Source organism: Actinacidiphila glaucinigra, assembly GCF_900188405.1.
Lineage (GTDB): Bacteria > Actinomycetota > Actinomycetes > Streptomycetales > Streptomycetaceae > Actinacidiphila > Actinacidiphila glaucinigra.
The window spans coordinates 269,170-289,596 of the sequence record NZ_FZOF01000006.1 but is presented as its reverse complement, the minus strand read 5'-3'; the positions used below and the strand labels follow the sequence as shown (position 1 = coordinate 289,596).

Annotated in this window: 33 protein-coding genes; 4 read left to right on the top strand and 29 right to left on the bottom strand. The window is 67.5% G+C overall.

Annotation, left to right across the window (positions count from 1 at the left end):
- The first annotated feature begins 324 nt into the window (after positions 1–324).
- Positions 325–1,428, top strand: coding sequence for a hypothetical protein (locus CHF15_RS14940; protein ID WP_089224258.1), 1,104 nt, complete (start codon positions 325–327; stop codon positions 1,426–1,428).
- Between the two features lie 124 nt (positions 1,429–1,552).
- Here the strand turns inward: CHF15_RS14940 and CHF15_RS14935 are convergent, their stop codons facing one another.
- The 25 genes from CHF15_RS14935 to CHF15_RS14825 all read right to left on the bottom strand — a co-directional run bounded on the left by CHF15_RS14935 (position 1,553) and on the right by CHF15_RS14825 (position 15,292).
- A complete protein-coding gene (locus CHF15_RS14935) occupies positions 1,553–1,786 on the bottom strand; it encodes a DUF7848 domain-containing protein (protein WP_245938830.1) in 234 nt (77 codons plus the stop codon).
- Positions 1,786–1,992 (bottom strand): hypothetical protein, encoded by a 207-nt coding sequence (locus tag CHF15_RS14930; RefSeq protein ID WP_089224257.1) that lies wholly within the window; start codon positions 1,990–1,992, stop codon positions 1,786–1,788. The genes CHF15_RS14935 and CHF15_RS14930 overlap by 1 nt, the downstream gene beginning before the upstream one ends.
- A gap of 98 nt (positions 1,993–2,090) precedes the next feature.
- Positions 2,091–2,936: a helix-turn-helix domain-containing protein gene (locus tag CHF15_RS14925; protein ID WP_089224256.1), complete on the bottom strand. Its 846-nt coding sequence runs from the start codon at positions 2,934–2,936 to the stop codon at positions 2,091–2,093.
- A 27-nt stretch (positions 2,937–2,963) separates the two neighbouring features.
- The gene (locus CHF15_RS14920) at positions 2,964–3,491 is read right to left on the bottom strand and encodes a DUF6879 family protein (RefSeq protein ID WP_089224255.1); all 528 of its coding nucleotides are present in this window, start codon (positions 3,489–3,491) and stop codon (positions 2,964–2,966) included.
- Positions 3,466–3,705 (bottom strand): hypothetical protein, encoded by a 240-nt coding sequence (locus CHF15_RS14915; RefSeq protein WP_089224254.1) that lies wholly within the window; start codon positions 3,703–3,705, stop codon positions 3,466–3,468. The genes CHF15_RS14920 and CHF15_RS14915 overlap by 26 nt, the downstream gene beginning before the upstream one ends.
- A 137-nt stretch (positions 3,706–3,842) precedes the next feature.
- A complete protein-coding gene (locus tag CHF15_RS14910) occupies positions 3,843–4,112 on the bottom strand; it encodes a hypothetical protein (protein ID WP_089224253.1) in 270 nt (89 codons plus the stop codon).
- Positions 4,113–4,191: 79 nt separating this feature from the next.
- Positions 4,192–6,366 (bottom strand): ribonucleoside-triphosphate reductase, adenosylcobalamin-dependent, encoded by a 2,175-nt coding sequence (gene nrdJ / locus CHF15_RS14905; protein WP_245938829.1) that lies wholly within the window; start codon positions 6,364–6,366, stop codon positions 4,192–4,194.
- Positions 6,363–6,716 (bottom strand): hypothetical protein, encoded by a 354-nt coding sequence (locus tag CHF15_RS14900; RefSeq protein WP_089224252.1) that lies wholly within the window; start codon positions 6,714–6,716, stop codon positions 6,363–6,365. The genes nrdJ and CHF15_RS14900 overlap by 4 nt, the downstream gene beginning before the upstream one ends.
- Positions 6,713–7,096, bottom strand: a complete 384-nt coding sequence (locus tag CHF15_RS14895) for a hypothetical protein (RefSeq protein ID WP_089224251.1) — start codon at positions 7,094–7,096, stop codon at positions 6,713–6,715. Before CHF15_RS14895 ends, CHF15_RS14900 begins: the two co-directional genes overlap by 4 nt.
- The gene (locus tag CHF15_RS14890) at positions 7,093–7,416 is read right to left on the bottom strand and encodes a hypothetical protein (protein WP_089224250.1); all 324 of its coding nucleotides are present in this window, start codon (positions 7,414–7,416) and stop codon (positions 7,093–7,095) included. Before CHF15_RS14890 ends, CHF15_RS14895 begins: the two co-directional genes overlap by 4 nt.
- Positions 7,413–8,609 carry a hypothetical protein gene (locus tag CHF15_RS14885; protein ID WP_089224249.1) on the bottom strand — a complete coding sequence of 399 codons (1,197 nt, stop codon included), beginning with the start codon at positions 8,607–8,609 and terminating at the stop codon, positions 7,413–7,415. The genes CHF15_RS14890 and CHF15_RS14885 overlap by 4 nt, the downstream gene beginning before the upstream one ends.
- A 3-nt stretch (positions 8,610–8,612) precedes the next feature.
- Positions 8,613–8,819 (bottom strand): hypothetical protein, encoded by a 207-nt coding sequence (locus CHF15_RS14880; protein WP_089224248.1) that lies wholly within the window; start codon positions 8,817–8,819, stop codon positions 8,613–8,615.
- Positions 8,816–8,959, bottom strand: coding sequence for a hypothetical protein (locus CHF15_RS44870; RefSeq protein WP_179279791.1), 144 nt, complete (start codon positions 8,957–8,959; stop codon positions 8,816–8,818). The genes CHF15_RS14880 and CHF15_RS44870 overlap by 4 nt, the downstream gene beginning before the upstream one ends.
- Before the next feature lie 14 nt (positions 8,960–8,973).
- Positions 8,974–9,336, bottom strand: a complete 363-nt coding sequence (locus tag CHF15_RS14875; protein WP_089224247.1) for a hypothetical protein — start codon at positions 9,334–9,336, stop codon at positions 8,974–8,976.
- Positions 9,333–9,950, bottom strand: a complete 618-nt coding sequence (locus CHF15_RS14870; RefSeq protein WP_245938854.1) for a toprim domain-containing protein — start codon at positions 9,948–9,950, stop codon at positions 9,333–9,335. Before CHF15_RS14870 ends, CHF15_RS14875 begins: the two co-directional genes overlap by 4 nt.
- Positions 9,832–10,137, bottom strand: coding sequence for a CHC2 zinc finger domain-containing protein (locus CHF15_RS14865; protein ID WP_245938853.1), 306 nt, complete (start codon positions 10,135–10,137; stop codon positions 9,832–9,834). The genes CHF15_RS14870 and CHF15_RS14865 overlap by 119 nt, the downstream gene beginning before the upstream one ends.
- 107 nt (positions 10,138–10,244) lie before the next feature.
- Positions 10,245–10,397, bottom strand: coding sequence for a hypothetical protein (locus tag CHF15_RS44865; protein ID WP_179279790.1), 153 nt, complete (start codon positions 10,395–10,397; stop codon positions 10,245–10,247).
- Positions 10,394–10,768, bottom strand: a complete 375-nt coding sequence (locus CHF15_RS14860) for a PDDEXK family nuclease (RefSeq protein ID WP_089224244.1) — start codon at positions 10,766–10,768, stop codon at positions 10,394–10,396. The genes CHF15_RS44865 and CHF15_RS14860 overlap by 4 nt, the downstream gene beginning before the upstream one ends.
- A gap of 17 nt (positions 10,769–10,785) precedes the next feature.
- On the bottom strand, positions 10,786–11,649 hold the full coding sequence (locus tag CHF15_RS14855) for an AAA family ATPase (RefSeq protein WP_089224243.1): 864 nt from the start codon (positions 11,647–11,649) through the stop codon (positions 10,786–10,788).
- Positions 11,650–12,210 carry a thymidine kinase gene (locus CHF15_RS14850; RefSeq protein WP_089224242.1) on the bottom strand — a complete coding sequence of 187 codons (561 nt, stop codon included), beginning with the start codon at positions 12,208–12,210 and terminating at the stop codon, positions 11,650–11,652.
- The gene (locus tag CHF15_RS14845) at positions 12,210–12,647 is read right to left on the bottom strand and encodes a hypothetical protein (protein WP_089224241.1); all 438 of its coding nucleotides are present in this window, start codon (positions 12,645–12,647) and stop codon (positions 12,210–12,212) included. The genes CHF15_RS14850 and CHF15_RS14845 overlap by 1 nt, the downstream gene beginning before the upstream one ends.
- Positions 12,648–12,764: 117 nt before the next feature.
- Complete coding sequence (locus CHF15_RS14840; RefSeq protein ID WP_089224240.1) at positions 12,765–13,268, bottom strand: hypothetical protein; 504 nt, start codon at positions 13,266–13,268, stop codon at positions 12,765–12,767.
- Between the two features lie 49 nt (positions 13,269–13,317).
- Entirely contained in the window at positions 13,318–14,250 is a 933-nt protein-coding gene (locus tag CHF15_RS14835) for a hypothetical protein (protein ID WP_089224239.1), read from the bottom strand.
- Positions 14,247–14,474 carry a hypothetical protein gene (locus tag CHF15_RS14830; protein WP_143681570.1) on the bottom strand — a complete coding sequence of 76 codons (228 nt, stop codon included), beginning with the start codon at positions 14,472–14,474 and terminating at the stop codon, positions 14,247–14,249. Before CHF15_RS14830 ends, CHF15_RS14835 begins: the two co-directional genes overlap by 4 nt.
- Before the next feature lie 365 nt (positions 14,475–14,839).
- Positions 14,840–15,292, bottom strand: coding sequence for a hypothetical protein (locus CHF15_RS14825; RefSeq protein WP_089224237.1), 453 nt, complete (start codon positions 15,290–15,292; stop codon positions 14,840–14,842).
- A gap of 248 nt (positions 15,293–15,540) precedes the next feature.
- Here CHF15_RS14825 and CHF15_RS14820 point away from each other — a divergent pair, with 248 nt between their 5' ends.
- The 3 genes from CHF15_RS14820 to CHF15_RS14810 all read left to right on the top strand — a co-directional run bounded on the left by CHF15_RS14820 (position 15,541) and on the right by CHF15_RS14810 (position 17,649).
- The gene (locus tag CHF15_RS14820; protein ID WP_089224236.1) at positions 15,541–16,500 is read left to right on the top strand and encodes a helix-turn-helix domain-containing protein; all 960 of its coding nucleotides are present in this window, start codon (positions 15,541–15,543) and stop codon (positions 16,498–16,500) included.
- Between the two features lie 46 nt (positions 16,501–16,546).
- The gene (locus tag CHF15_RS14815; protein ID WP_089224235.1) at positions 16,547–17,242 is read left to right on the top strand and encodes an MFS transporter; all 696 of its coding nucleotides are present in this window, start codon (positions 16,547–16,549) and stop codon (positions 17,240–17,242) included.
- Between the two features lie 83 nt (positions 17,243–17,325).
- Entirely contained in the window at positions 17,326–17,649 is a 324-nt protein-coding gene (locus CHF15_RS14810; protein ID WP_089224234.1) for a hypothetical protein, read from the top strand.
- Between the two features lie 55 nt (positions 17,650–17,704).
- Here the strand turns inward: CHF15_RS14810 and CHF15_RS14805 are convergent, their stop codons facing one another.
- The 4 genes from CHF15_RS14805 to CHF15_RS14785 all read right to left on the bottom strand — a co-directional run bounded on the left by CHF15_RS14805 (position 17,705) and on the right by CHF15_RS14785 (position 20,427).
- The gene (locus CHF15_RS14805) at positions 17,705–17,905 is read right to left on the bottom strand and encodes a DUF7439 family protein (protein WP_089224233.1); all 201 of its coding nucleotides are present in this window, start codon (positions 17,903–17,905) and stop codon (positions 17,705–17,707) included.
- Positions 17,902–18,705: a peptidoglycan recognition protein family protein gene (locus CHF15_RS45450; protein ID WP_220093290.1), complete on the bottom strand. Its 804-nt coding sequence runs from the start codon at positions 18,703–18,705 to the stop codon at positions 17,902–17,904. Before CHF15_RS45450 ends, CHF15_RS14805 begins: the two co-directional genes overlap by 4 nt.
- Positions 18,706–18,772: 67 nt before the next feature.
- Positions 18,773–19,069 carry a DUF2746 domain-containing protein gene (locus CHF15_RS14790; protein WP_245938828.1) on the bottom strand — a complete coding sequence of 99 codons (297 nt, stop codon included), beginning with the start codon at positions 19,067–19,069 and terminating at the stop codon, positions 18,773–18,775.
- Between the two features lie 47 nt (positions 19,070–19,116).
- Entirely contained in the window at positions 19,117–20,427 is a 1,311-nt protein-coding gene (locus CHF15_RS14785) for a tail fiber domain-containing protein (protein ID WP_089224231.1), read from the bottom strand.

Here is a 20,427-nt window from a genome sequence, read left to right as displayed (position 1 = left end):
TAGCCCCGTCCGATTAACGGACTTGCCTCTCCGGTAAATGTGACGCGGTTCACTAGTTGAACTGGAAAGTAACACTGTTGCGATACTAAAAACGATCATATGGGGCGTGATTAATTAGCAGCGGAAGTTCCTATTCCGGTTCGGACGGTTTGAGAGACACACGACATGCCCCACTTCGCTCCAGGTGAGCGTGAACCCATCGGTGACGGACGAGTCGAGCGCCTGCTCGGCCTACCCCCGAAGGGCGCCCGGTACAGGAAGACGGCCGTCACGGGGTATGTCGCCCTCGTCGCGACCTGCCTGGGAACGGGGTCCTTCGCCCTCATGAAGGACGAGCCGATCGCCGCCGACGCGGACAGGTCCGGCTACTCGAAGGCCGACAATGCCGCCTACGCCACCGAGCCCGGCCCCGGCTACATGCCGACCTACCTCGACGGAAGCGGCGGTATCGCGGGCATCCCCCTCACGGAGGACCAGCGCGAGGCCCTGATCCAGGAAGCCCAGCGACGCGGGATACCCCAGGCGGAGGCGTACGCCCTCGCCTACGGGGACGGAGCGAAGATCACGGTCACTCCGGACGGGGAGGTCTCCGTCGACACGAGCGGAGTCGTCGTCCCCAACGGGCCCATGTACACACTCCTCTCGCCTGCCGCCCCGCCGGCAAACCTGGCCGACTCCGTCGAGCACATCTTCAACATCCAGGCCGCCCCCAAGACACCTCAGCTCCCGCTCGCCCCGAAAGAGCCGGGCAAGAAGGGGAAGCACGGGCCCCACAAGGGGCACGACAACCCGAAGGGGAAGCCGCCGAAGGGCGCCACGCCGCGCGGGGGCACCCCCTACTACGAGAGCAGCGGAACGAACCCCTACGACGACAGGGGCTCGGTCGTGAAGAACGTCCTGCCGCCGGTCCTCGGGGACGTGATCGACGTCCTCCCGGGCTTCCGGCAGTGGCTCGGCGATGTGTCGGGGGACGCCTCGAACGTCGAGACCACGATCACCCAGGCCGGAGACCGGATCATGATCACGGTCGCCGCGACGATCTCCCCGGACCTCACAGTGACGACCGTGATTGAGGCCCCGGCGAACCCGCGCCAGGCGTCGGACGGGCTTGTCGTGACGACCGTCGTTACCAACCCGGACACGGGCGAGGAGATCGCCCGGACCGACCCGCAGGAGATCCACGACACCGAGCAGGCGACCGGGGTCGCCATCGGTCAGGTAGTCGAGGCCGTCATCGACGCGGTTCACCAGGACGACGCCAACGATCAGCCCGTGGAGTTCCCCCCGGCGCCCGAGCTTGCCCTGACGGAGGTCGAGGAAGCCCCGGTAGAAGCCGAGGAGCCCCCGGCGGAGATCGAGGCTCCGGTCGAAGCGGAGGAGCCCGCGGCCCCGGCAGAGGCTCCCGAGGGCGAACTCGTCGGCTCGTAGCGGAGCCCGCCCCGGCCGGACCTGTCCTTCTTCGGGGGATGGCGGCCGGGGCGGAACTCTCCTCCGCCCCCGAGGCTTGCAGCGGTACGGGGGAGCCGTTGCGGATTCACTCGGGGGCGGAAGCTCAGGTGCCGGCGGACTCGGCAGTCGTGACCCTGGCGTGGTCGCTGACCGTGCGGCGGAAGAGATCGTGTCCGGTCTCTGCGGTGTGCTTCATGGCGGCCTTGCTCGTGTCCTCGTCGGACTCGCCCTCGGTCGACCAATCGCAGCCGCCCGGCCCGCAGGCGATAGCCCAGATCACCCCGCCCTCGGGCACGTGGCTGATCGTGTAGTCGACGAAGCGCATCACCGATCTCACTACAGCGCGCTCCTGTTCAGCTCGGCCACGCGGGCTCGCAGGCGTGCTTGAGCGTCCGGCTCGGCGAGGTCGTCCGGGGAGACCTCCCACTCCTTCCCGCCGCCGACTGGGCGGAGGTGGTAGCGGCCGTTCTGGAAAGCCATGATCTCGCCCACGTTGTCTGTCTTCGTGTCGTAGCCGAGCTGCCCGACAACCCCGTCAGCCATGGCCCTACCTCCGCTCCCCGCCGGGCGTCCGCGTTCACCAACGAAGCTACGGAGAGCGAGAGTTCAGGGGCCAGGAGATTGCACGAGATTGCAGATTTTCACCCGAGCGCCGTCATCGCTTCGAGGATCAGCGCGCGAGCCTTCGCCCCGTGGACGGCCATCTTCGAGAACCGCTCGAAGGCCCGGAGGTAGATCGCGACCTCGCTCGGGCGGGTCACGATGATGTTCGCCGAGAGGGTCTCCACCTGCACCTGTGCGGCGTCGAACGCGAGGAAGCCTTCCAGCGTCCACATGCGCCGGGCCGTCGTGCGGGGGATGACGCCCAGGGAGACGCTCGGCAAGGCCATCACGGTAAGCAGGTAGCCGAGTTGCCCGGCCATCGTCTCGGCGTCGCCGAAGGGGAAGTAGAGCACATCCTCTTCCACGATCAGGGCGAACCGCTTCGAGCCGTCGTGCAGCACCTTCGAGCGTTCGACGCGGGCAGTCGCGGCCTCGGTCGCGTCGTTGGGTGTCTCGAAAAGCTCCGCAATGGTGCCGAGGAGGGCCTCGGCGTATCCCTGCGTCTGCAAGAGGCCGGGAATCACGTTCGAGCAGTACACGCGCATGTGGCGGGTCCGCTGGTACAGCGGTACGTCCGAGGTCTGGTTCCGCACCATGCCCGTGCGCTGAAGGTGACGCCACTCGCGGTACATCGAATCCGCGGTGCGGGTGGCGGAGATCAGGTCGTCCGCCTGGTCGTCGCCCCCGCAGGCCCGGCACCACTCGCGGATGTCTTGGTCGGACGGGCGGGTCTTCGCGTTCTCGATCCGCGACGCCTTCGAGGGGTTCCAGCCGCACCGGATAGCCAGATCCCGGCCGGTCAGCCCGGCGTCCTGGCGGATGTGTCTGAGTCGATCCGCGATGGCCTTGCGAGCCTCTTGGACGCTGGAAGATGGTGACGACATGGCTCGGCTATCCGGTGCGTATGCGGGTCAGAGCTGGAACTCGCCGTGCGGTGTGGCCCTGTCCCAGACGGCAGCGAAGGCGGACGCGCACAGGGCGGCGACTGCCGGGTCCTCGCTCATCTCGGGATCGACTGCCTGACCGTCGCCGGAGAAGTGATTGAAGCGGACGAGGCGCTCGTCGATCAGCCAGAAGTCAGCCGCCGGCAACGGGATGCCGAGGGCCTCCCGGCGAGGCAACCAACGGACCTCCTCGCCCGCCGAGAGGTTCAGCGGTGAGAGCGCGTGCTCATACCTGATGTAGTCCGTCACGGGCACCGAGACGATGCGGGCCCGGCGCACGGAGACCCCGCGCTTCGTGATGCTCTCGACGAGATCCATCCATCCCGCGAGGGCCTTGCGGCCGTCGTCGAGGGTCCACTCGCCCGAGCGCCACAGGCGCACTTCCTCTTCCTCCTCGGCCACCGCGTACACGTCCCGCATCTCCAGATGGAGAGCGGAACGCGTCGCGGAGGAGAGAAGCTCGTCGAAGCTAGGAACTGGAGCCTTCGGCGTCATCAAGAGCCTTCCTCACGATCTCGGCCATGCGGACAGGGAGACGGATCACCGCCTCAGTGTCAGGCAGCGGGCTGTCCTGCCGAGTCCGGGCCGTCGTCGCCTCGTCAGCCTTCCATCCCTGAAGGACGATCTCGCCCCTCTCTTCGTCGACCCATACGGCGGGGCAGTTCCCGCCGCCCGTGTTGGGGTCGATACCGATGAACCGTAGAGCCATGGTGACCTCACCTGTCGAGCGGGTTGCATGAGCTTGCAGTAACTTCACCCCTGCGCGGGCGCCCGGTCAAGGACGCCAGGCAGAGCAAAGGCCCCCGTCTTGCTACACAACGCAAGCCGAGGGCCTTCGAGTTGGGACTAAGCCGCGGGGGCCAGGGCGAGGAGGATGGGGCCGCGAGCGGTGTCCCACTCCTGCCCGGCCTCGATCGCCTCGCGACCCTGCCCGGCGATGCTCTCCCCGATGGGCGCGATGAAGTTCTCGTAGAACGTCTCGCGGATTTCCGCCTTCATGCCGACCGCGAGCATGGTTGCGATGACCCGAGTACGGAAGACCGCTGCGGCCTCGGTGAAGTCATCGCCCATCCACTGATCCACGTGCTGCCCGGCCAGCGCCCAAGTCATCTTCATGGCACCAACCTTAACGCGAAATGGACCGGCCGGACCCTCAAATTTAGAAGGTCCAGCCGGTCAAATGTTTACACCGCGATCAACGAATAGGGCAGGCCCCCGACGCGCAATCCTCGTCGGTCGAGTCCTCGATCCGGAATAGCGCGTACCCGTCGAACTGGGCCCGAGAGATGCGCTCGTAGGGCGCCTGCGGCCTCGTCCCGTCGACCATGATCGTGGTCCCCTTCAGGTGGGGGAGCCACTTCTCGATCACGTCCATGGTGTCGTCCACGTCCAGGCCCTCGGGCACGTTCGCGGTGAAGCTCACCGCGTTGTCCGCCCACTCCGCCTGATACATCGCCTGGAAGGCGAGGAGCTGATCGAGAGACAGCTCGTCGGCAGACTCGACCAGATCGGCCGGGTACCCGAGCGACTCCACCTCCTCGACGAGCTTGTCCAGCGTCGGGAACGTGACGACCATCGTGTTCCCTGAAGCGTCGTAGACGCACGGCTCCACGTCGTACCCCTCGGCCCGGAACTCCTCGACCTTCGCGGCCTGATGCGGGTCGGCCACGGAGAAGCGGACGCGCCGCAGGAACGTCCTCGCGTAGATCGGGTGGATGCCCTCGGTCACGCCAGGGAGCTTGGCCACGGTGCCAGTCGGGGCGACCGTCGTCGTCTTGACCGGCTCGGGGATGCGCAGCTCGAAGGCGTACTCGCGGGCGGCCTTGCGGACCGAACGGGCCAGGCTGCGCAGGAGCATGCGGAAGCGGGTGTGTGCCGGCGCTTCGCTGTAGCGGATGCCCTGCTTGGCGAGGAAGCCCTGAACGCCCAGGTGGCCGACGCCAATCCTCCTGTTCGCGGCCAGGCGCTCGGCCTGCTCGGCGTCGTTCACGTCGCCGTACGTCGCGCGTATCAGGAAGCGGGTCATCAGCTCGTGCGCCCGCGCGAGGCCGCTCTCGTCGTACGCCTGGTGCCCGTCCACTACGAACGCATCCAGGTTGATATGCCCCAAGTTGCAGTTCTCCCAGGCTTCGAGTCCGATCTCGCCGCACGGATTGGTGGCGATGACCTGGCCCACCTCGCCCACGTTCGTGAGCGTGCTGTTCCAGTAGCCCGGCTCACCGTTCCGGAGCATGCCCTCGACCACGCGGCGATGGACCAGGCGGGCCAGCTCGGTACCGCCAGGCCCGAACTCGTCGTCCCTGCGGCCGGACAGGTACTCGGTGAAGTCGCTGTCGATCTCGACCGACACGTTCGTAGTCCAGTGCTTCGAGGTGTCCTCCTTGGCCGAGAGGAACTGCTCGATGTACGGGTCCGCCCAATGGCAGATCGCCATGCGGGCCGAGCGTCGGTTGCCGCCGGACACCACGCACTCGGCAATGGCGTGGTCGATCTCCATCGCCTCGACGGGGGTCAGGTGACGGGGCCGGTCGCAGTCGCCGCACAGGGCCTTCGAGCAGAAGCCGAAGCCGCAGAACTGCTTGCCGGACGCCTCCGACAGGACGCGGCCGATCTCCTGCATCATGCGACCGAAGGGGGCCGGGCCCGAGGCGACACCGCCGAACGTCTTCAGGCGGGCGCCCTTGCCGCGCACGCGCGACACGTCGTACACGCGGTCGCTGTGCTTCACCTCGTCGTCGGTCATGAAGGTGTCGATCAGGTCGACCAGGGCGTCAGCCCAGCCTTCGCGCGAGTCCTCGACCTCGAAGGCGCCGTCCCAGTCGGAGTCGTAGGCGTCCGAGAGGATGCCCGCGGCTGCCATGTCCTTGAAGTCGGGGTGGCTCGGGTCGCACACGATGTGCACGGTCAGGGCCCGGCGAGGCGCCCCGTACGGCATGAGGAAGCGGGAGCTGTAGTTCGCTCCGACACCGCCACCTTCCATGAGCCGCATGAAGCTGAACTCGTAGTGCCGGCTGAGCTTCTCGCCCCAGCCCGAGACGTGGCAGTTGAAGAGGTACTGCCTACCCCTGATGCCGCTCGCCCACAGGTGGCGGCCTGCCGGGATGATGGCGAAGCGGTCCATGAGGGAGACCAGCTCGTCATGCTCGGCCTTCACGTCGGCGTTCCACGTCTCGGCCGGACCGTAGACGAGGCCGAGGTTGCCGGCGGCCACACGACGGACCGTCTCGGGCCAGACCTCGCGGGAGCCGTCAGCCTTCGTACGGCTGTATGTGCGCTCATAGACGGTCTGGCCAGTGGGCCCGAACGGGACGGCGATGGTGCTGATGGTGCTCTCCTTGCTGGGGGTGTGTGCGGGGTCGGGCTCGGTCACGCGATCGGCCGGTTGAGCATCACGGAGAAGACCTTGATGAGCCGCTTCGTGGCTCCGGCGGTGTACGCCGAGAGGTCGGACAGGACCGCGATCTGTGCGGCCGTCTCCTCCGGGGTAGGGGCGGGCTTCGCCAGAAAGGCGAGGCACAGATCGATCCGCTCGTCCATGTACGTGAGCGCGGCCAGAGCCTCGGCCTGAAGGGCGTCGAGGCCCTGGCGGGCCGCAAGCGCGGCCATCTCGCCTTCGCTGTAAGGCCGGGACATGACCGTCCCGTCCGACAGCCGCTCGTAGTAGGTCTGGGTCGCGTCGTCCCAGTACTCGACCACGCCCTTGGGTATCTGCTCGCTCAAGCTGCGGCCTCCATTTCGTCGTAACTGTCGATGTAGTCAGTGCCGTTGAGGTGGGCGGCGAGCTTGCCGACGCCACGCTCAAGGCGGTAGCGGACGGCCCGGTCGGTCACTGCCTCACGGGCCGCTATCCGCCGGTCGTCCCAGTCGAGGGCGAAGTGCATGAACAGCGCCCGCTTCTCGACCAGGGAGAGCGGGGCCGTCGCCCAGCCCCGCCGGATATCGGCGAGGTGGGCGAACAGCACTCCTGCGGACTTCTTGTCGACGGTCCCCTTCGGCATGTCCGGGTCCGGGGCCGTGGGGTTGCGGATGCCGTACGCGGCTTCCCCGTCCCACACCGCCGGCATCAGGTGCTCGACAAGCCGCCGGTCGTACCCGCTCACAGGCGCCCCTTCTCGGCCGCATCGCAGGCCGTCTCGTACGAGATGTGTCGACACCGGTACTTGGCCAGGGTCTTCACGCGGTCCATCAGGTCGAGGACGAGGCGGTGATAAAGCACGCCCAGGCCGAGCGAGGGGTCGGCAAGGCACTCGTTCACCATCCCCGGCTTCGTCGCCAGGATGATCAGGGCCTCTTGCCGGGCGTCCTCGTACTCCATCGTCAGCGTGTCCTCGTAGCCGTCCGCGATACGGCGGGCGGCCCGGCCTGCCAGGGCCACGACCTCGGGCAGGTCGAGGACTCGCCAGTCGGGGGAGTCGGTCACCTGACGACCTCCTTCACCGGTACCTCGCCGTCCTTCGTGACCAGGACCATCAGGCCCGGAGCCCCACGGGTACCGGTGCGGTGCCGCCACCACGTCGACTCGGACTCCATCGCCGGCACCTGGACGAACGTCCTCGGCCCGTCCGTGTCGATCAGCTCGTGATGGAGGTGACCGGCGAGGAGGAGATCCGCGGTGTGCATCGCCGAGCCCTTGTCGAACGCCTGGCCCCGCCACCAATCGAAGTGGCGGCCGGACTTCCACTGGTGTCCGTGGGCGTGGGCGACGACGGTCCCCGAGCAGTCGACGACGACCGTCAGTTCGTCCGTGTCGGGTACGTACACCTCGACGTGGCCGAAGTCCTCGGGGGCCAGCGTCAGGGCCTCACTGACCGCGATGAGGCAGTCCGTGTCGTGCGAGTCGTCGTACCTCGTGACGCCCTTGCCGTTGATCCGTACGGCCTCGCCGTGGTTGCCGGGGACGGCGGCCATCGTCACCCGCATGGCCAGGGGCGCGAACGTCAGGGCGGCATGCGCCATCACGCGGCGGGTGATGCGGATCTGTTCCGTGAGGGTCAGGCCCGTACGCCAGGAGTTCGCCCCACCCTGCGAGACGAAGCCCTCGACGTGATCGCCGAGCCATGCCAGGTGGACGTGCCCGATCTGGAAGCGAGAGCGGTACAGCTCCAGCAGATCGGCGGCCCGGTTGATCGACTGGACGGCGCGGTGAACCGTGCCCTCGATCCCGTCCCCGTCGACCTTGCCGAACTGCATGTCGCCCAGGGCGACGACGTACGTCCACTCACCCTCGGGCCGGGCCTCGGGCGCCCACGGCTGGTAGGCACGGATCGCCCCGAGAAGCTCATCGAGGTTCGGCGCCTCGAAGGTGGCGGACGCCTTCATGCGGCCGAAGGTGAAGCGGGCCGAGACGCCCGGCTCACCATTCGCCATCGTCCACTCAGACGACCGGAAGCCGGTCACCTCCCACTCGGCAGGGTCGAGCTGGTGAGCGCGGAGCACGTCGGCCGCACTCGACTCCGGGTCGATGCCCTCGGGCCCGCGAACGGTCACCTCGGCCGCGTCGCCGGACACCTCGATCTGACGGGTGAAGTCCTTCTCCGGGTCGGTCTGGCGGCCAGGGAGGGCCGGGGCGGTCGGCGTCGACAGGAGGTCGTTCAACAGCTCTGAGTGGGACAACCTTTACACTCCATCGCGAAGGGATCGGCGGTACGTACGGATCGTGGAAGCAGACACGGTGTGCCCGTGCCGGCGGAGGACGAGGGCCAGGCGCTCGGCCGAGGAGCCGTCGAGGAGACGGACGACGAGGGTCTCCCGTACGTCCGGCTCCAGCTCCTCGTACAGCCGCTTCAGTGTGGGGCCGGGCTCACCCGGCAGGGGCTCGCTCACTTCTTGCCCGCCTCGCAGTCGTCGGCCCACTGGCGAAGGAGCCGGACCGACTCGTCGATGCCGGGCCCCACGTAGAAGTCAGCGCCGAGCGGGTCCTTCAGTTCGTGGTCCTCCAGCCGCTTGGCGGCTGCGCGGAGCACGCGCGCAACGTGGGTCACTTCCCCTCCCGGTCGATCTGGCCGATGGCCGCCACAGCGAGCGAGGCCAGGCGGACGAGGCCACCGCGGATCTCGTCGAGAGTCCTGCCGCCGAAGGCCGCGAAGGCGACCTGAACGGCCAGGCCGTCAATGCCCAGGCGACCCACCGCCTCGCGGTCCTGGTTGATCCGGTCCCAGTCGTCACCGCGCTTGCGGTAGTTGTCCGCCCCACGCTCGGGCAGGTGGCCACCGATCAGGGTCGAGGGCAGGTCCCCTATCCCCTTGGCCGCGCCGTGCACCTCGGCCACCACCGAGGCCAGCGGGTCAGCCACCCGCGCGGGCCTCTTCGCCGCCGTCTTCTTTGCCGTCGCCTCGGTCACTGGTCGTCCTCCCTGATCAGGTCGAGAAGCACCTGAGCGCCCCCCTGCATGTAGGTGTCTGTCACGTCTCCGGCCGTCAGCCGCATGCCCTTCGCGGACCGCAGGGCCCGACAGACCTTCGCCGTGAATTCAGCGCCGGCATCGTCGGGATCTCCCCACACACGAAGCCGGTTGAAGCCCGCCAGCATTCGCCTGTGTCGGCCCTGGAAGATCGAGGCGCCCGGAAGGGCGACCGCGTAAAGCCCGATCTTCCGCAGGATGATCCGGTCGAGTTCGCCCTCCGTGATGTCGAGGGTGTCCCCCGCCTCATGGATCGAGTCGACCCCGAAAATGCGGGGCGGGTCATCCTTGATGGAGTTGTACTTCCCGTGGAAGTGCGCCCTGTGATCGTGGTCTTCCAGGCACCGGAAGCGAATGGTCAGCGGCATCCCATTCCGGTCGAGGTACGGAATCGCGAGCATGCCGCGGAACCTCTCGTGCCCCGGAAAGGGATGCTCACCGACGACGCCAAGCCGGTGTGTAGCCGCCTCCTCGCGGCCGATTCCCCGGCCGAGCAGATACTTTGCGGCGCCCGGCGTAAGAGCTGCCTGATAGGCGCTCGTCGCCTCCTCCAGCATCTCGCGTTGCGAGGGAGAGAGAGGCCGCAAAGGCTCGTGCTCCGACAAAATCGGTGCCCTCCTTTTCCATGATCAGGGTGAACGAGTCACCGCCCTTCCCGCAGGAATGGCACTTCCAAAGCTGTTTGTCGGTGTTCCACGAGAACGACGGGGTGTTGTCGTCGTGGAACGGGCAGGCGACCATTCCAGTCGCCCGCATGGAGTTGTAATCAACCCCGTAGTATTCGAGGACGGATTCGAGCGTCGGCTTTTCGCCTTCGCCCTCCTGGTCGTTGTCGACTCGGCCGAACCTCACGCGGCCCGCCTTCCGACGAACCAGCCCTTGTCGTCGTCGTAACCGAGGGATTCGAGTCCTGCGGCGGGAGCCGTCTCCGGGTCGAACCGGCCCAGCTCCTCGACCAGGCGCTCGTACTCGGCGGCCTCCTCGAAGGTGAGGGCGCTCACTCGTCCCCCAGGCCAAAGAAGTTCTCGACCGTGGTCAGGACGAACGCCTTCCGCCAGTTCTTCCCCCGGCGCTTCACGATGACGATCGAGTCCACGTCGAACGGGTCGAGGTCCCTGTGCCTCGCGAAGTTCAGGCGCTCGACCTCGGCCTCGTCGAGGAACGGGCCCGGCGTGAGCGCGGCGTTCTTCGCCTCGATCACGAGGTACGTGCCGCCGGTCTCCCGGATCACGAGGTCGCCCTCGTCCTCTGCGCCGGTCAGGCGGAGCCGCTCGGCGTCCTCGCCCACGGACCGCAGGCCCGCGAGAAGTTCGGTCTCCCAGGCCGCGCCCTTGCGCTTGTTGGCCCGGTTCCGGGTAGTGATCTCGCTCAAAGGTTTACACCCCTCCCTTAAGAATTGATGACGGCCGTAGGCGACCAGGGCTGAGACGGCGAGGCGATCGGGACGACCCGTTCGAGCTTCGAGAAGCGCGTCACCTCGGGATGGCAGCGCATCGACGCATACCGGCGGGCCGTGGGATCGCAGGGGCCCATGCGCTGTTTGATCACCGCGACCCGGTACTCGTGCGAGGTCGGGTCCAGCGCCACGGAGAGGGACAGCTCGGGCTTCTCCGAGAGGCCGCCCTTCACCTGGTCACGGGACGGCGGGGCCCACGGGTCCGACTTGGCCTCCCACGACTTGTCGGAGGCGTGATGCAGGACGATCACGGTCGCGCCGGTCGAGCGGGCAAGCTCAGTCAGGCCAGACATGACGGCCATCTGCTCGGTGTAGTCCGACTCGGCCCCGTCGAAATCCATCAGGTTGTCGAACACCATGACGGCCGGGTAGTCGTCCCACAGCTCGACCCAGGCTTCGAGTTCCTCGTCGACCGCCTTCCAGGTGATCGGCGATCCGAACGAGAAGGTGAACGGCAGGCCCGAGAGAGAGTTGAGGTACTCCTGCCGGTGTCGTCCGCCGGCACCCATCCCGGCCTCGACCATCTCCGTCGTGTCGCCCGTCATCATCGACGCCAGGCGCGAGGACGCGGTGAAGGCCGACATGTCCGCCGAGAAGTACAGCGTCGGGAGGGCCATCATCGCCGTCCAGAACAGAGCGAAGCCCGACTTCTGGGTGCCACTGCGACCGGCAATCATGATGACCTCGCCGTGACGCGGGCGGCATCCCATGCCGTACAGGGCGTCGAACGCCTCGACCCTCGGCAGCTCCTTGCCGGACTCGGCATGCAGCGCGAGCGACCGTGCGGGAGTGAGCACCTACTGTCCTTTCTCTGCGATTCCTTGCGCCCAGTGCAGTCGGCACAGGACGCGGTACGTCGAGCCGACATCGCCGACCTGGACTTGCGCTCCAGAGCGGGCGACCCGGCCTCCTTCGATGCGGGCGTTGATCAGGCCCGGCCGCTGACACCAGCAGAAGACATCCGCCTGTAGGCGGATCACTGCGTCGGCCAGCTCGACCAGGCGGCCAGAGCCGGGGAAGAGGTGGGACCGGAAGTCGGTCAGGAGGCCGAAGGCATCGACCGCCATTCCTTCCCGGTCCACCACTGCCGCGAGCTGCTCGACCTGTCGCGGGGTGAGGAACTGGGCCTCGTCCACGACAGCGAAGGAGCCGGAGCCGGAGAGGAGGCCGACCAGATCGGATGACTCCGTGATCTGGAAGGCTTCCTCGGCCACGCCGAGCCGGGACGACATGCGGCCATCCCGACTCGGCCCGGTCAACAGCAGCCCCTCGCGTCCCGCCTGGCGGTAGTTGAAGGCCATCTGAAGCGCGAGCGTTGACTTGCCGGCGCCCATCGGCCCCGCGAAGAACCGAAGCATCAGTCGAAGTCAGGCGCCTCGGCGACGGCCGCGTTCACCGCGGCTTCGCGCTGCTCGGCGTAGTTCATGACCGCCTGGCGAACCATGGCGTCAGAGACCGGACGCCAGACCCAGGCCGGGTGCGCGCCGGGGCGCTTCGGCGGAATCTGGGTGATCTGCACGATGGTCGCGCTGCCCACCAGCCCGGACAGGTCACGGGCGAGGATGGTCTGTTCGATGCGCATCCCCTGGTTGATCTCCGGGGACAGAGCGTCGAGCGCGGCCTTGTCCTTGAACACGGTCACGTCGCACAGCGCGCTGTCCTTCGGGCCGTTCGGGGTGGGCCGCTGGGGCTCGTAGCTCTTGACCTCGACCATGATGGCGAGGGCGTCCTTCAGCTCGTTGGGCTTGAGCCAGCCGCCACCAGCGGTCGGGATCTCAGCGAAGTTCAGGGGCACTCGGTTCTCCTTCTGTACGGAAATGGGGGGTCGGCTCTGCGAGCCGTGGTGTGGTCACGGAACCCAGCACGGTGAGGGCCAGGAGCGCGACGAGGACTGCGAGGGGGGCTGCCTGTCTCATGCGGACTTCAGGGCCCGACCACGGGCCTTGTAGGCAGCCATCACGGCGGCGTCGGCGAACATCGCCTGATTCGCCGCCCACAGCTTCTTCAGGTCGTCGAGGGTGCTCTGCTTCTCGATCTCACCGAGAATCCAGGCAGACCCGTTCTCGGTCTTCTGCTCCGGCTGCGAGGCCGAGGCAGCCGCCCACGGGTCATCCGCCGGGGCGGACTCAGGGGCGGACGGGGGAGCGTCGCTCGGGATGATCCGGGCGTCGAGGATCGCGGCGATGTTGCCCTTCCCGTGCGCGAGGTTCGTCGCGTTGACGACGAGATCGCTCAGGGACAGGCCGGTCACACCTTTACTCTCGAACCCGAAGTAGTCGATGATGAGGGCACGGACCTGCGCCACGGTGCCACGGAACACCGCCCAGGTGTCCTCGTACGACTTGCCGTACTTGATCGTGACGCCGATCGTCCCGTCCGCGTAGGACGAGACAAGCTCTGCCTGGTCTGCCTTCACTTCACTCCCTCGTTCTCTCTGTGGTCTAAACTTAACACGCGGGCTGGACTTAAGCGACCTTGGAATCTGTGAGGCCCGTCACCCACGGGAGCATCGCGTTCTTCACGCTCCGCATGGCGCGGATCTCCTTCGCGAGCTTGGCGGCAGCCCAGCCGATCTCAAGGTCCACCCAATGAAGGGTGCACTCACCCGAGCCCGAAGGCAGGTTGATGATGATCCCCCACTTCTGGGAGACCTCGGGCATGGGGCGGTACGCGGTCGCGGCCTCGTCCGCCGGCACCTCCCGTTTCTTCCAGGCGGCGAACGCCTTCCGGTCCGCCGGGTCGACGGGGAAGCGGGTGTAGTCGTAGAACTCGCCCCGGCTGTAGACGGCGAGCTGAGCCGCCATCTTCAGGGCCCCGTACTGCACGGAGCCCGTCTTCAGGTCGCCGATGAACAGGCCCTCGACGCGCTCTCCGTCCGGGCCGGGCCCGGCGTATTCGAGGGTGCGGTCGAACGTTCCGCCCGTGCCCAGCTCGGGCACGACGACGAACTTCTCCACGCCCTTCACGGTGAACTCGACCGTCGCACCCATGTACGCGGTCATGTCCCGCAGGTCGTTCACGGGGGTGCCGGCGGGCAGGGCCTCCCCGCGGTCGACGTACTCCGACAGCGTGTGGAGATGAGTCCCCTTCTCCCGCTTCACGTTGGCGCCGGAGATGTCCTGAGCCTGTTCGGCAAGGGCGTTCAGCTTGCGCTTGTCGTCCGGGTTCTCGGGGTCGAGCTGCTTCACCACGTCGAGCATGGACGGGCGCTTCATGGCCCCGACCAGGGTCATCCGCGCCTTCCAATCCGAGATGGCGCTCTTGTCCTCGATGCAGTCGATGAACGTCGTCGTACGGGTCAGGGCCTTCGGCTTGCCCCCCTGCTTCGGGATGACGAGCGGACGGTCCCAGCCGTCACGCGGGACGGTCGAGGCGGGCGTCAGGTCAACGAACTTCACGCAGCGATCTCCTGGTAAGCGGGGCTCTCAAAGGGGTCCGAGGGGTCGATCGGCACCAGCCACAGGCGGGCCGTACAGCTGTCGTGCATCTCCGCCTCGTGCTCGTCCTCGCTGACCGGCTCCAAACCGGCCTGGCGGAGCAGGTCGAGCGCCTCACGGAGGAGGCGGGGCGAGAGTTCAAGGCGGACCAGAAGGGCGCAGTCCCAGTCGGCAGGGTCACCCACGACCCTCATGCCACCAGGGAGGCTGTTCCTGATCTCGTCCAAGGGTCTGATGCCCGGCACTCTGGTCTGGTGTTCCTGGCATGGAACCCAAGGTGCACATGGAACTCCCCGGCTTTCGGCGCGCATGAGCAGCGCCCCCCTCCTTGCGTAGTGCTGTGTTGCACATCTGTTCTACGCGCCCGGTCCATCCCGTGTCAACGTTAGACCAAAGCGGTTTAAGTGTGAGAAGAGGCACCCGCGGGCACCCCTTCGTACCTGGGTAAACGGTAGGTCAACAGCCCTACGGGCGTCGTACTCCTCAAGGACGAGAAAACCCCCGTCCGGGATCAGACGGGGGTATACCGCTACCGAAGGGTAGTAAGACGTCAGTCCTGCGGCTTGTTGCCTCGCTTCGCCTGGGGCGGCTCACGAATGATGTCCGTGTCGCCCTCCTCGCGCGGGACGTAGAAGAAACCCTCCTCCGTATCCGCGTCGTAGTGGACGACGAGGTTCTCCTCCTTGAGCATGGTCCGCCAGGCGGCGAGGCGCGTCTCCTCGCGCCCGGTGACCCCCCGACCTGCGCGTTCGCGCGCCTCCGCCCGAAGCATCATTGCCGGGTACAGGTGCCGGTGCTCGTCCTTCATGCGCCAGGGAAGCAGGTCCGAGGCCCGCATGTGCCGGCGGTCGATGCCGCGACGGCGACGGAAGGCGGACCACATTGGGATCGTTGTCTCGATCCCGTACTTCCTGCGGTACTCCTCCTGCATCCACGTATACGTTCGATTCTCCTCGAACCAGCGGATGACCTCTTGCTCGTTGACGATCTTCCTCGGCGGCATGCGTCCCCCTTGTGGTGTGGCTATTCCCCCGGCCGTTCGGAGTGACGGAGGATCAGGCTTACGGATCAAGGTTGACGGTGCCGTGGGGTCCATGTCAAGCTGTGATCACACGGCGAAGCCGTGGCAAGTACAACCTTACAACGGCCCCTGAAAAAGGGGCGGCCCCCGGAGGGTGCAACCTCCGAGGGCCTGGTACCGGACACGAGGGTGCAACCTCTGGCCGGATGGCACAGGAGACAGCAGCTCCCATGCAGATTCATCGTATCCCGAAGCACGAGCGCGACTTCGTGATCATCGCGAACCGCGCGATCCAGGACCCGCGCATGTCCCACACGGCGCGCGGCATCCTCGCCCTTGTCCTCTCCCTGCCCAACGGGGTCAAGGAGAACGTTCGCACCCTGTCTGACAACTACCCGCAGGGTCGCGGCGCCGTCGCGAAGGCCGTCAAGGAGCTGCGCGACCTCGGGTACTGGGTGACGAAGACCGGCCGCGACGGCGAGACGAACCAGATCGTCTCGACCGTGGACGTGTATGAGGCTCCTCACCTGGCTTCTTCTCCGGTTCCCACCCGTCCGGTCACCGCTACTTCGGCCACTCGGAACACGGGCACGTCCCCTTACGGGGAAAAGGATCTTTCAAAGGACGGGGACAAGAACCCTCCCTTCCCTCCGGCTGAGCCCGTCCAGGACGAGGCCGCGCCGTTCGGGGCTGAGGAGGGGGAGGGCTCCAGCGACAAGCAGGACGACAAGCAGGCTGCCGAGGCCGCCCGCATCCTGCGCCGCCTCGCTGCGTTCGACGCCCGCCTCAAGCTGTCCGACCGGCACGTGAGCCGCCTCGTCCCGGCCGTGGTGGATTGGCTCGACCGCGGGGCCACCATCACCGAGATCACCGACGCCGTGACCGCTGGCCTGCCGTCCAAGGTCTACAGCGCCGCGAAGCTGATCGCTGACCGCCTCGACCGCAAGCGGCCCGAGCGCAAGCGCGCCTGGAAGTCGTACGCCGAGTGCGCCGACCGCTGCGGCAACCTCCTCCCGGCTGGCCAGGACACCGGCATCTGCGCCGAGTGCGCCCTCGGGACGGGCTCGATCGCCTTCGAGATCGACTGCACCACGGGCGAGATCACCGACCACGCCCCCGCGCCGGTCGCCCCGGCCATGCCCGACGTGACCTCTCGCGCTGCCGAGATCCGCGCCCTCATGCGCGCCTGACGGCCCCCTCGCACTTCCCTCACACCCACCCCTGAAAGGCACAGCTATGCCCACTCACGCCCGCCTGCCCTGGTACGCCTACGTCGTAGGTGCCGTGGTCCTCTCTGTCGCCCTGGCCATGGGCGCCCCCGGCGAGTACCAGCTCGCCCGCCTCGCCGGATGGGGCGAGGTCGTCTCCGCCGGCATGCCGGTCTGCATGAGCGTGTACGCAGTCGTCGCCGTCTGGTTCACCGAGAGCAAGCGCAAGGGCGAGAAGGGCCGGGGTACGGCGATCGTCGGTGCGATCGGAGCCCTCGGGATGACCCTCGCCGGTCAGGTCGTCGCCCACTGGATCGCGGCCGGATACATGACCACCTCGAAGGAGCTGGTCGCCGCCGTCTCCTCCGTCCCCGCGATCGTCGCCGGTCACGTGGCGCACATGGTCATCCGCTCTGCGAAGCCGAAGGCCGCGGTCGTCGAGGTGCCGGCGGACCAGGCTCCCGAGGTCGACGAGCACCAGGACCAGGACGACGAGCCCATTCAGCCCACTCTTGACGGCACCGAGCCGCCGGTCGACGAGGTGGCCAAGGCCCGCGCGAAGCGCCGTCCCGGCCGCCCTACCGCGACCGACGAGGAGATCCGCCAGGCCGCCGACACCCTGATCGGGCAGGGCAAGGCCGTCACCGGCCCCGCGCTCGCGAAGCTCCTCGGGCGCGACCGTCGCACCGGTAGCCGCTACCTCAGCCGCCTTCAGAACGCCTAACCGGAAAGCCGTGACTAACGCCCCGTCCGTGCGGGACAATCTCTACAGAGGCAAGTTCCGCACGGGCGAGGAGACACAGAGAGATGGACGTGACGATCACCGTGCGAGTGTGTGACATCTGTGAGCGGCGGGACAGACCCGCTGTCCGCTACACCCTCCAGCCCGAGAACGGCGAGGCCAGGACGCGCGACCTGTGCGCCGTGGATGTGGCCCCTGTTGAGGCCCTGTTCGGCCCTCTGAACCCGGAGGGCACTGAGGAAGACGCCCCGCTGCGAGCGGTCGTAGCGAGCAAGCCCCCCGCCAAGAAGGCCGCAGCGAAGACGGGCGCGCGCCGGACGAGACGGACACCGATCACCACGATGGAGGAGATCGAAGCGCGGAAGGTGGCCCAGGCGTCCCAGTCCTGAGACACAAGAAGGCGCCCCCCTGCCAGCCCGAAAGGGTCGACAGGGGGGCGCTGTGCTACTCGGAGTCGGGACCGTCGACCAGCCCGAGAGCGGTCGCCACCTGGATGATCAGGGCAACCTCGGGACGGTCGGCGTAGACGATGGCGAGGACGCTCACCAGCACGCCCAGGGCCGCGACGATGGCCCCGGCTCGCGAGCGGTAGCGGACAGGCAGGAAGGACAGGAAAGCGGCTACAGGCTTGCGATGCTTGCTCACCGGCGGCCCGCCTGCTTCTGGAGCGCGACGAAGCCCTTCGGTCCGATCCGCGGGTCATGCAGGCCGGTGCGGTACTTCGGGTTCCGGTCGTGGAAACGTGCGACTGCGCGCATGGTCTCCGGGCCGTAGAAGTCGGTGACGGCCCCCTTGATCGGGCCGTACCCCGCCTTGATGAGGAGCTGCTGAAGCTCGCGCACCTGCTTGTGCTTGGCGCCAGGCTTCACTCCGGCCGACAGATCGACGATGCGCGACACGGGCGGCTTCGGGGCCGGAGGCTTCGGGCCCTTCGGAGGCTCTACCGGCGGCTTGGAGCCCTTCGGGGCGGGCATGCCGTCCTTCACCCACGCGTACAGGTGGACGCCGGGACAGGCCGTCGCGAAGCCGTCCTTGTGGCCCCGCTTCGCCAGGGCCCGGCCGGTCTTCTTGCACGCCTCGTCGTACAGGGCGCGCACGCTCGCGAGGGCCTTGTCCGTGGGCTTCTGGTCGCCGCCGATCGCGACGTACACGCCGAAGCCCGAGACGTTGTGGTCGGGACAGTGGGCGCCCTGAAGGCTCCATCCCCGGCCCTCGTAGATAGTCCCGTCCTGGTCGACCATGAAGTTGTAGCCGACCCCGGCCCACTTGTTCGCGAGGTGGATCTTCTCGACCTCGCGCGGGACAGCAACGCCGGTCGAGTGGGCGGGGACACCGCCGTGATAGTGGACGAAGAACTCAGTCCGCTCGGACAGGGACACTTGGTCGGGACTGCCGTCCCAGGGCTTAGCGCCCCATGCCTTGCGGGACACGATCGAGAGACTCAAGGGGACATACCTCCGGGCATGCAAAAAGCCCCGTCCATGGGGACAGGGCCTCGGGGGGAGAGGGGTCTTAGGCGGCGGAGACAGACGAGATGTGCGAGTCGAGACGCTCGGACACCGCCAGGCGCTCGGCGCGTTCGTGGGACAGTTCCTTCCGCAGCTCGCGGATGTCCCGGCTGTGCTCGGCCTGTCCTTCGAGGACGCGATCGAGTCCCGCGATCACGCGGTCCAGGTCGTCTCGAAGGTTCGTGGCGTGTGTATTGGAGACCTGATCGCGGGCCTCCTGCGCGTTCTCGCGCACCTCGGCAATGGCTGTCCCCTGACGGCGGACAAGCTCGACCAGGACGCCGACGAGGGCGGCTGTCACCACTCCGCCGGCAGAGACCATCGCTACCTGAACACTGGGGTCAAAACTCAACGGGCCAGCTCCCGGAGCTGCGCTTCCAGGCGCTCGATGCGGTCGGCCTGGTCCTGCACCACAGACAGGAGAGCGACCCCGAGAAGGTCATAACGGAGGGCGTCGATGCGCCCCTCCTCGTCGTACGTGACGATCTCCGGAAGCGTCTCCGCGACCTCTTCGGCGATCAGACCGAACTCGTCCCGGAGGTAATCGTCGCTGCCCTCCTCCTTGGGTCGCCGGTCGTAGACGCGGGGACGCAGGGACAGAACTGCCTCGGGGTCGATGTCGATATCCCGGATGTTCTGCTTGAAGCGGCGGGACGAGGTGTTCCGCGCGAAGGTGCCATCACCCTGCACCCACACCGCGTAATACGTCCCGGAGCCCGACACCGAGTCCTGATGGACACGCTTCGAGCCGTTGGCCCACGAGATCGTGTCCCCCGACTCAAGGTAGGACGAGTGCGAGTGGGACGACGGGGTGAAGGTGCTCGGCTTCGAGGTGATGCTCGTCCACGAGTGGGAGTGTGTCGCCGGGGCGAAAGTGGCCGGGACTCCGGTCAGGTCCGTCCACGCGTGCCCGTGCGCGCTCGGGACGAAGGTCGTCGGCTTGCCCGTCACCTGAGCCCAGTCGTGCGTATGCGCGGACGGAGGCAGGGACGAAGGACGGTCGCTGATGTCCGCCCACAGGTGCGAGTGCGTGGACGGGGTGAAAGTGGCGGGCTTGCCGGTGAGGCTCGCCCAGTCGACCGAGGAGACGAGCGACACCCAGGCCGAGCCGCTCCAGAACTCCCATGTCGTCGTCGAGTTGTTGAAGCCGAGCTGTCCCTTGCGCGGGGACGCGGGGCGCGTGATCGTGGCCCACGACCCGACGCGCGTCCCGACGATGATTCGGGTCGAGGTGATGTCTCCGGACGTGATCGAGGTGACGCTCGCGTTGACCTTGATCTCGGCGAGGGTCATCTCGTAAATGCCCGTGTCGGTCTGGGTCAGGGCCGGGGGAGTGGTCGAGCCGGCGGTGCCCTGCTTCACCGCCAGGACGATCGAGTTCAGCGACGGGTCGAGTCGCAGGACCAGCCGGTCGACACGGACCGAGGTGTTCGCGGCCGGGATCGTCACAGGCTCGATCGCAGTCGAGTTGACGAAGTGCCCCCGCAGGAAGGCGAGGCCCGGCTGAACGTTGACCACCATGCCGGTGCCGGCGGAGACCAGGAAGCCGGATGCCTCGTAGGACGCGACGACTCCGGAGTCCTGGAACTCGCGGAACATCTGCGAGAACTGCGTCTCGGTGACGGCCTGGGCGTCAAAGGGGTAAGAGGTGATAGCCAA

Coding starts and splice junctions, on each gene's coding strand:
- CHF15_RS14820 (WP_089224236.1), top strand. CDS start 15,541: ATGCAGATTCATCGTATCCCGAAGCACGAGCGCGACTTCGTGATCATC.
- CHF15_RS14850 (WP_089224242.1), bottom strand. CDS start 12,210: ATGCTTCGGTTCTTCGCGGGGCCGATGGGCGCCGGCAAGTCAACGCTC.
- CHF15_RS14915 (WP_089224254.1), bottom strand. CDS start 3,705: ATGGCTCTACGGTTCATCGGTATCGACCCCAACACGGGCGGCGGGAAC.
- CHF15_RS14930 (WP_089224257.1), bottom strand. CDS start 1,992: ATGGCTGACGGGGTTGTCGGGCAGCTCGGCTACGACACGAAGACAGAC.
- CHF15_RS14910 (WP_089224253.1), bottom strand. CDS start 4,112: ATGAAGATGACTTGGGCGCTGGCCGGGCAGCACGTGGATCAGTGGATG.
- CHF15_RS14925 (WP_089224256.1), bottom strand. CDS start 2,936: ATGTCGTCACCATCTTCCAGCGTCCAAGAGGCTCGCAAGGCCATCGCG.
- CHF15_RS14815 (WP_089224235.1), top strand. CDS start 16,547: ATGCCCACTCACGCCCGCCTGCCCTGGTACGCCTACGTCGTAGGTGCC.
- CHF15_RS14865 (WP_245938853.1), bottom strand. CDS start 10,137: ATGGTCGCCTGCCCGTTCCACGACGACAACACCCCGTCGTTCTCGTGG.
- CHF15_RS14810 (WP_089224234.1), top strand. CDS start 17,326: ATGGACGTGACGATCACCGTGCGAGTGTGTGACATCTGTGAGCGGCGG.
- CHF15_RS14920 (WP_089224255.1), bottom strand. CDS start 3,491: ATGACGCCGAAGGCTCCAGTTCCTAGCTTCGACGAGCTTCTCTCCTCC.
- CHF15_RS14940 (WP_089224258.1), top strand. CDS start 325: ATGAAGGACGAGCCGATCGCCGCCGACGCGGACAGGTCCGGCTACTCG.
- CHF15_RS14825 (WP_089224237.1), bottom strand. CDS start 15,292: ATGCCGCCGAGGAAGATCGTCAACGAGCAAGAGGTCATCCGCTGGTTC.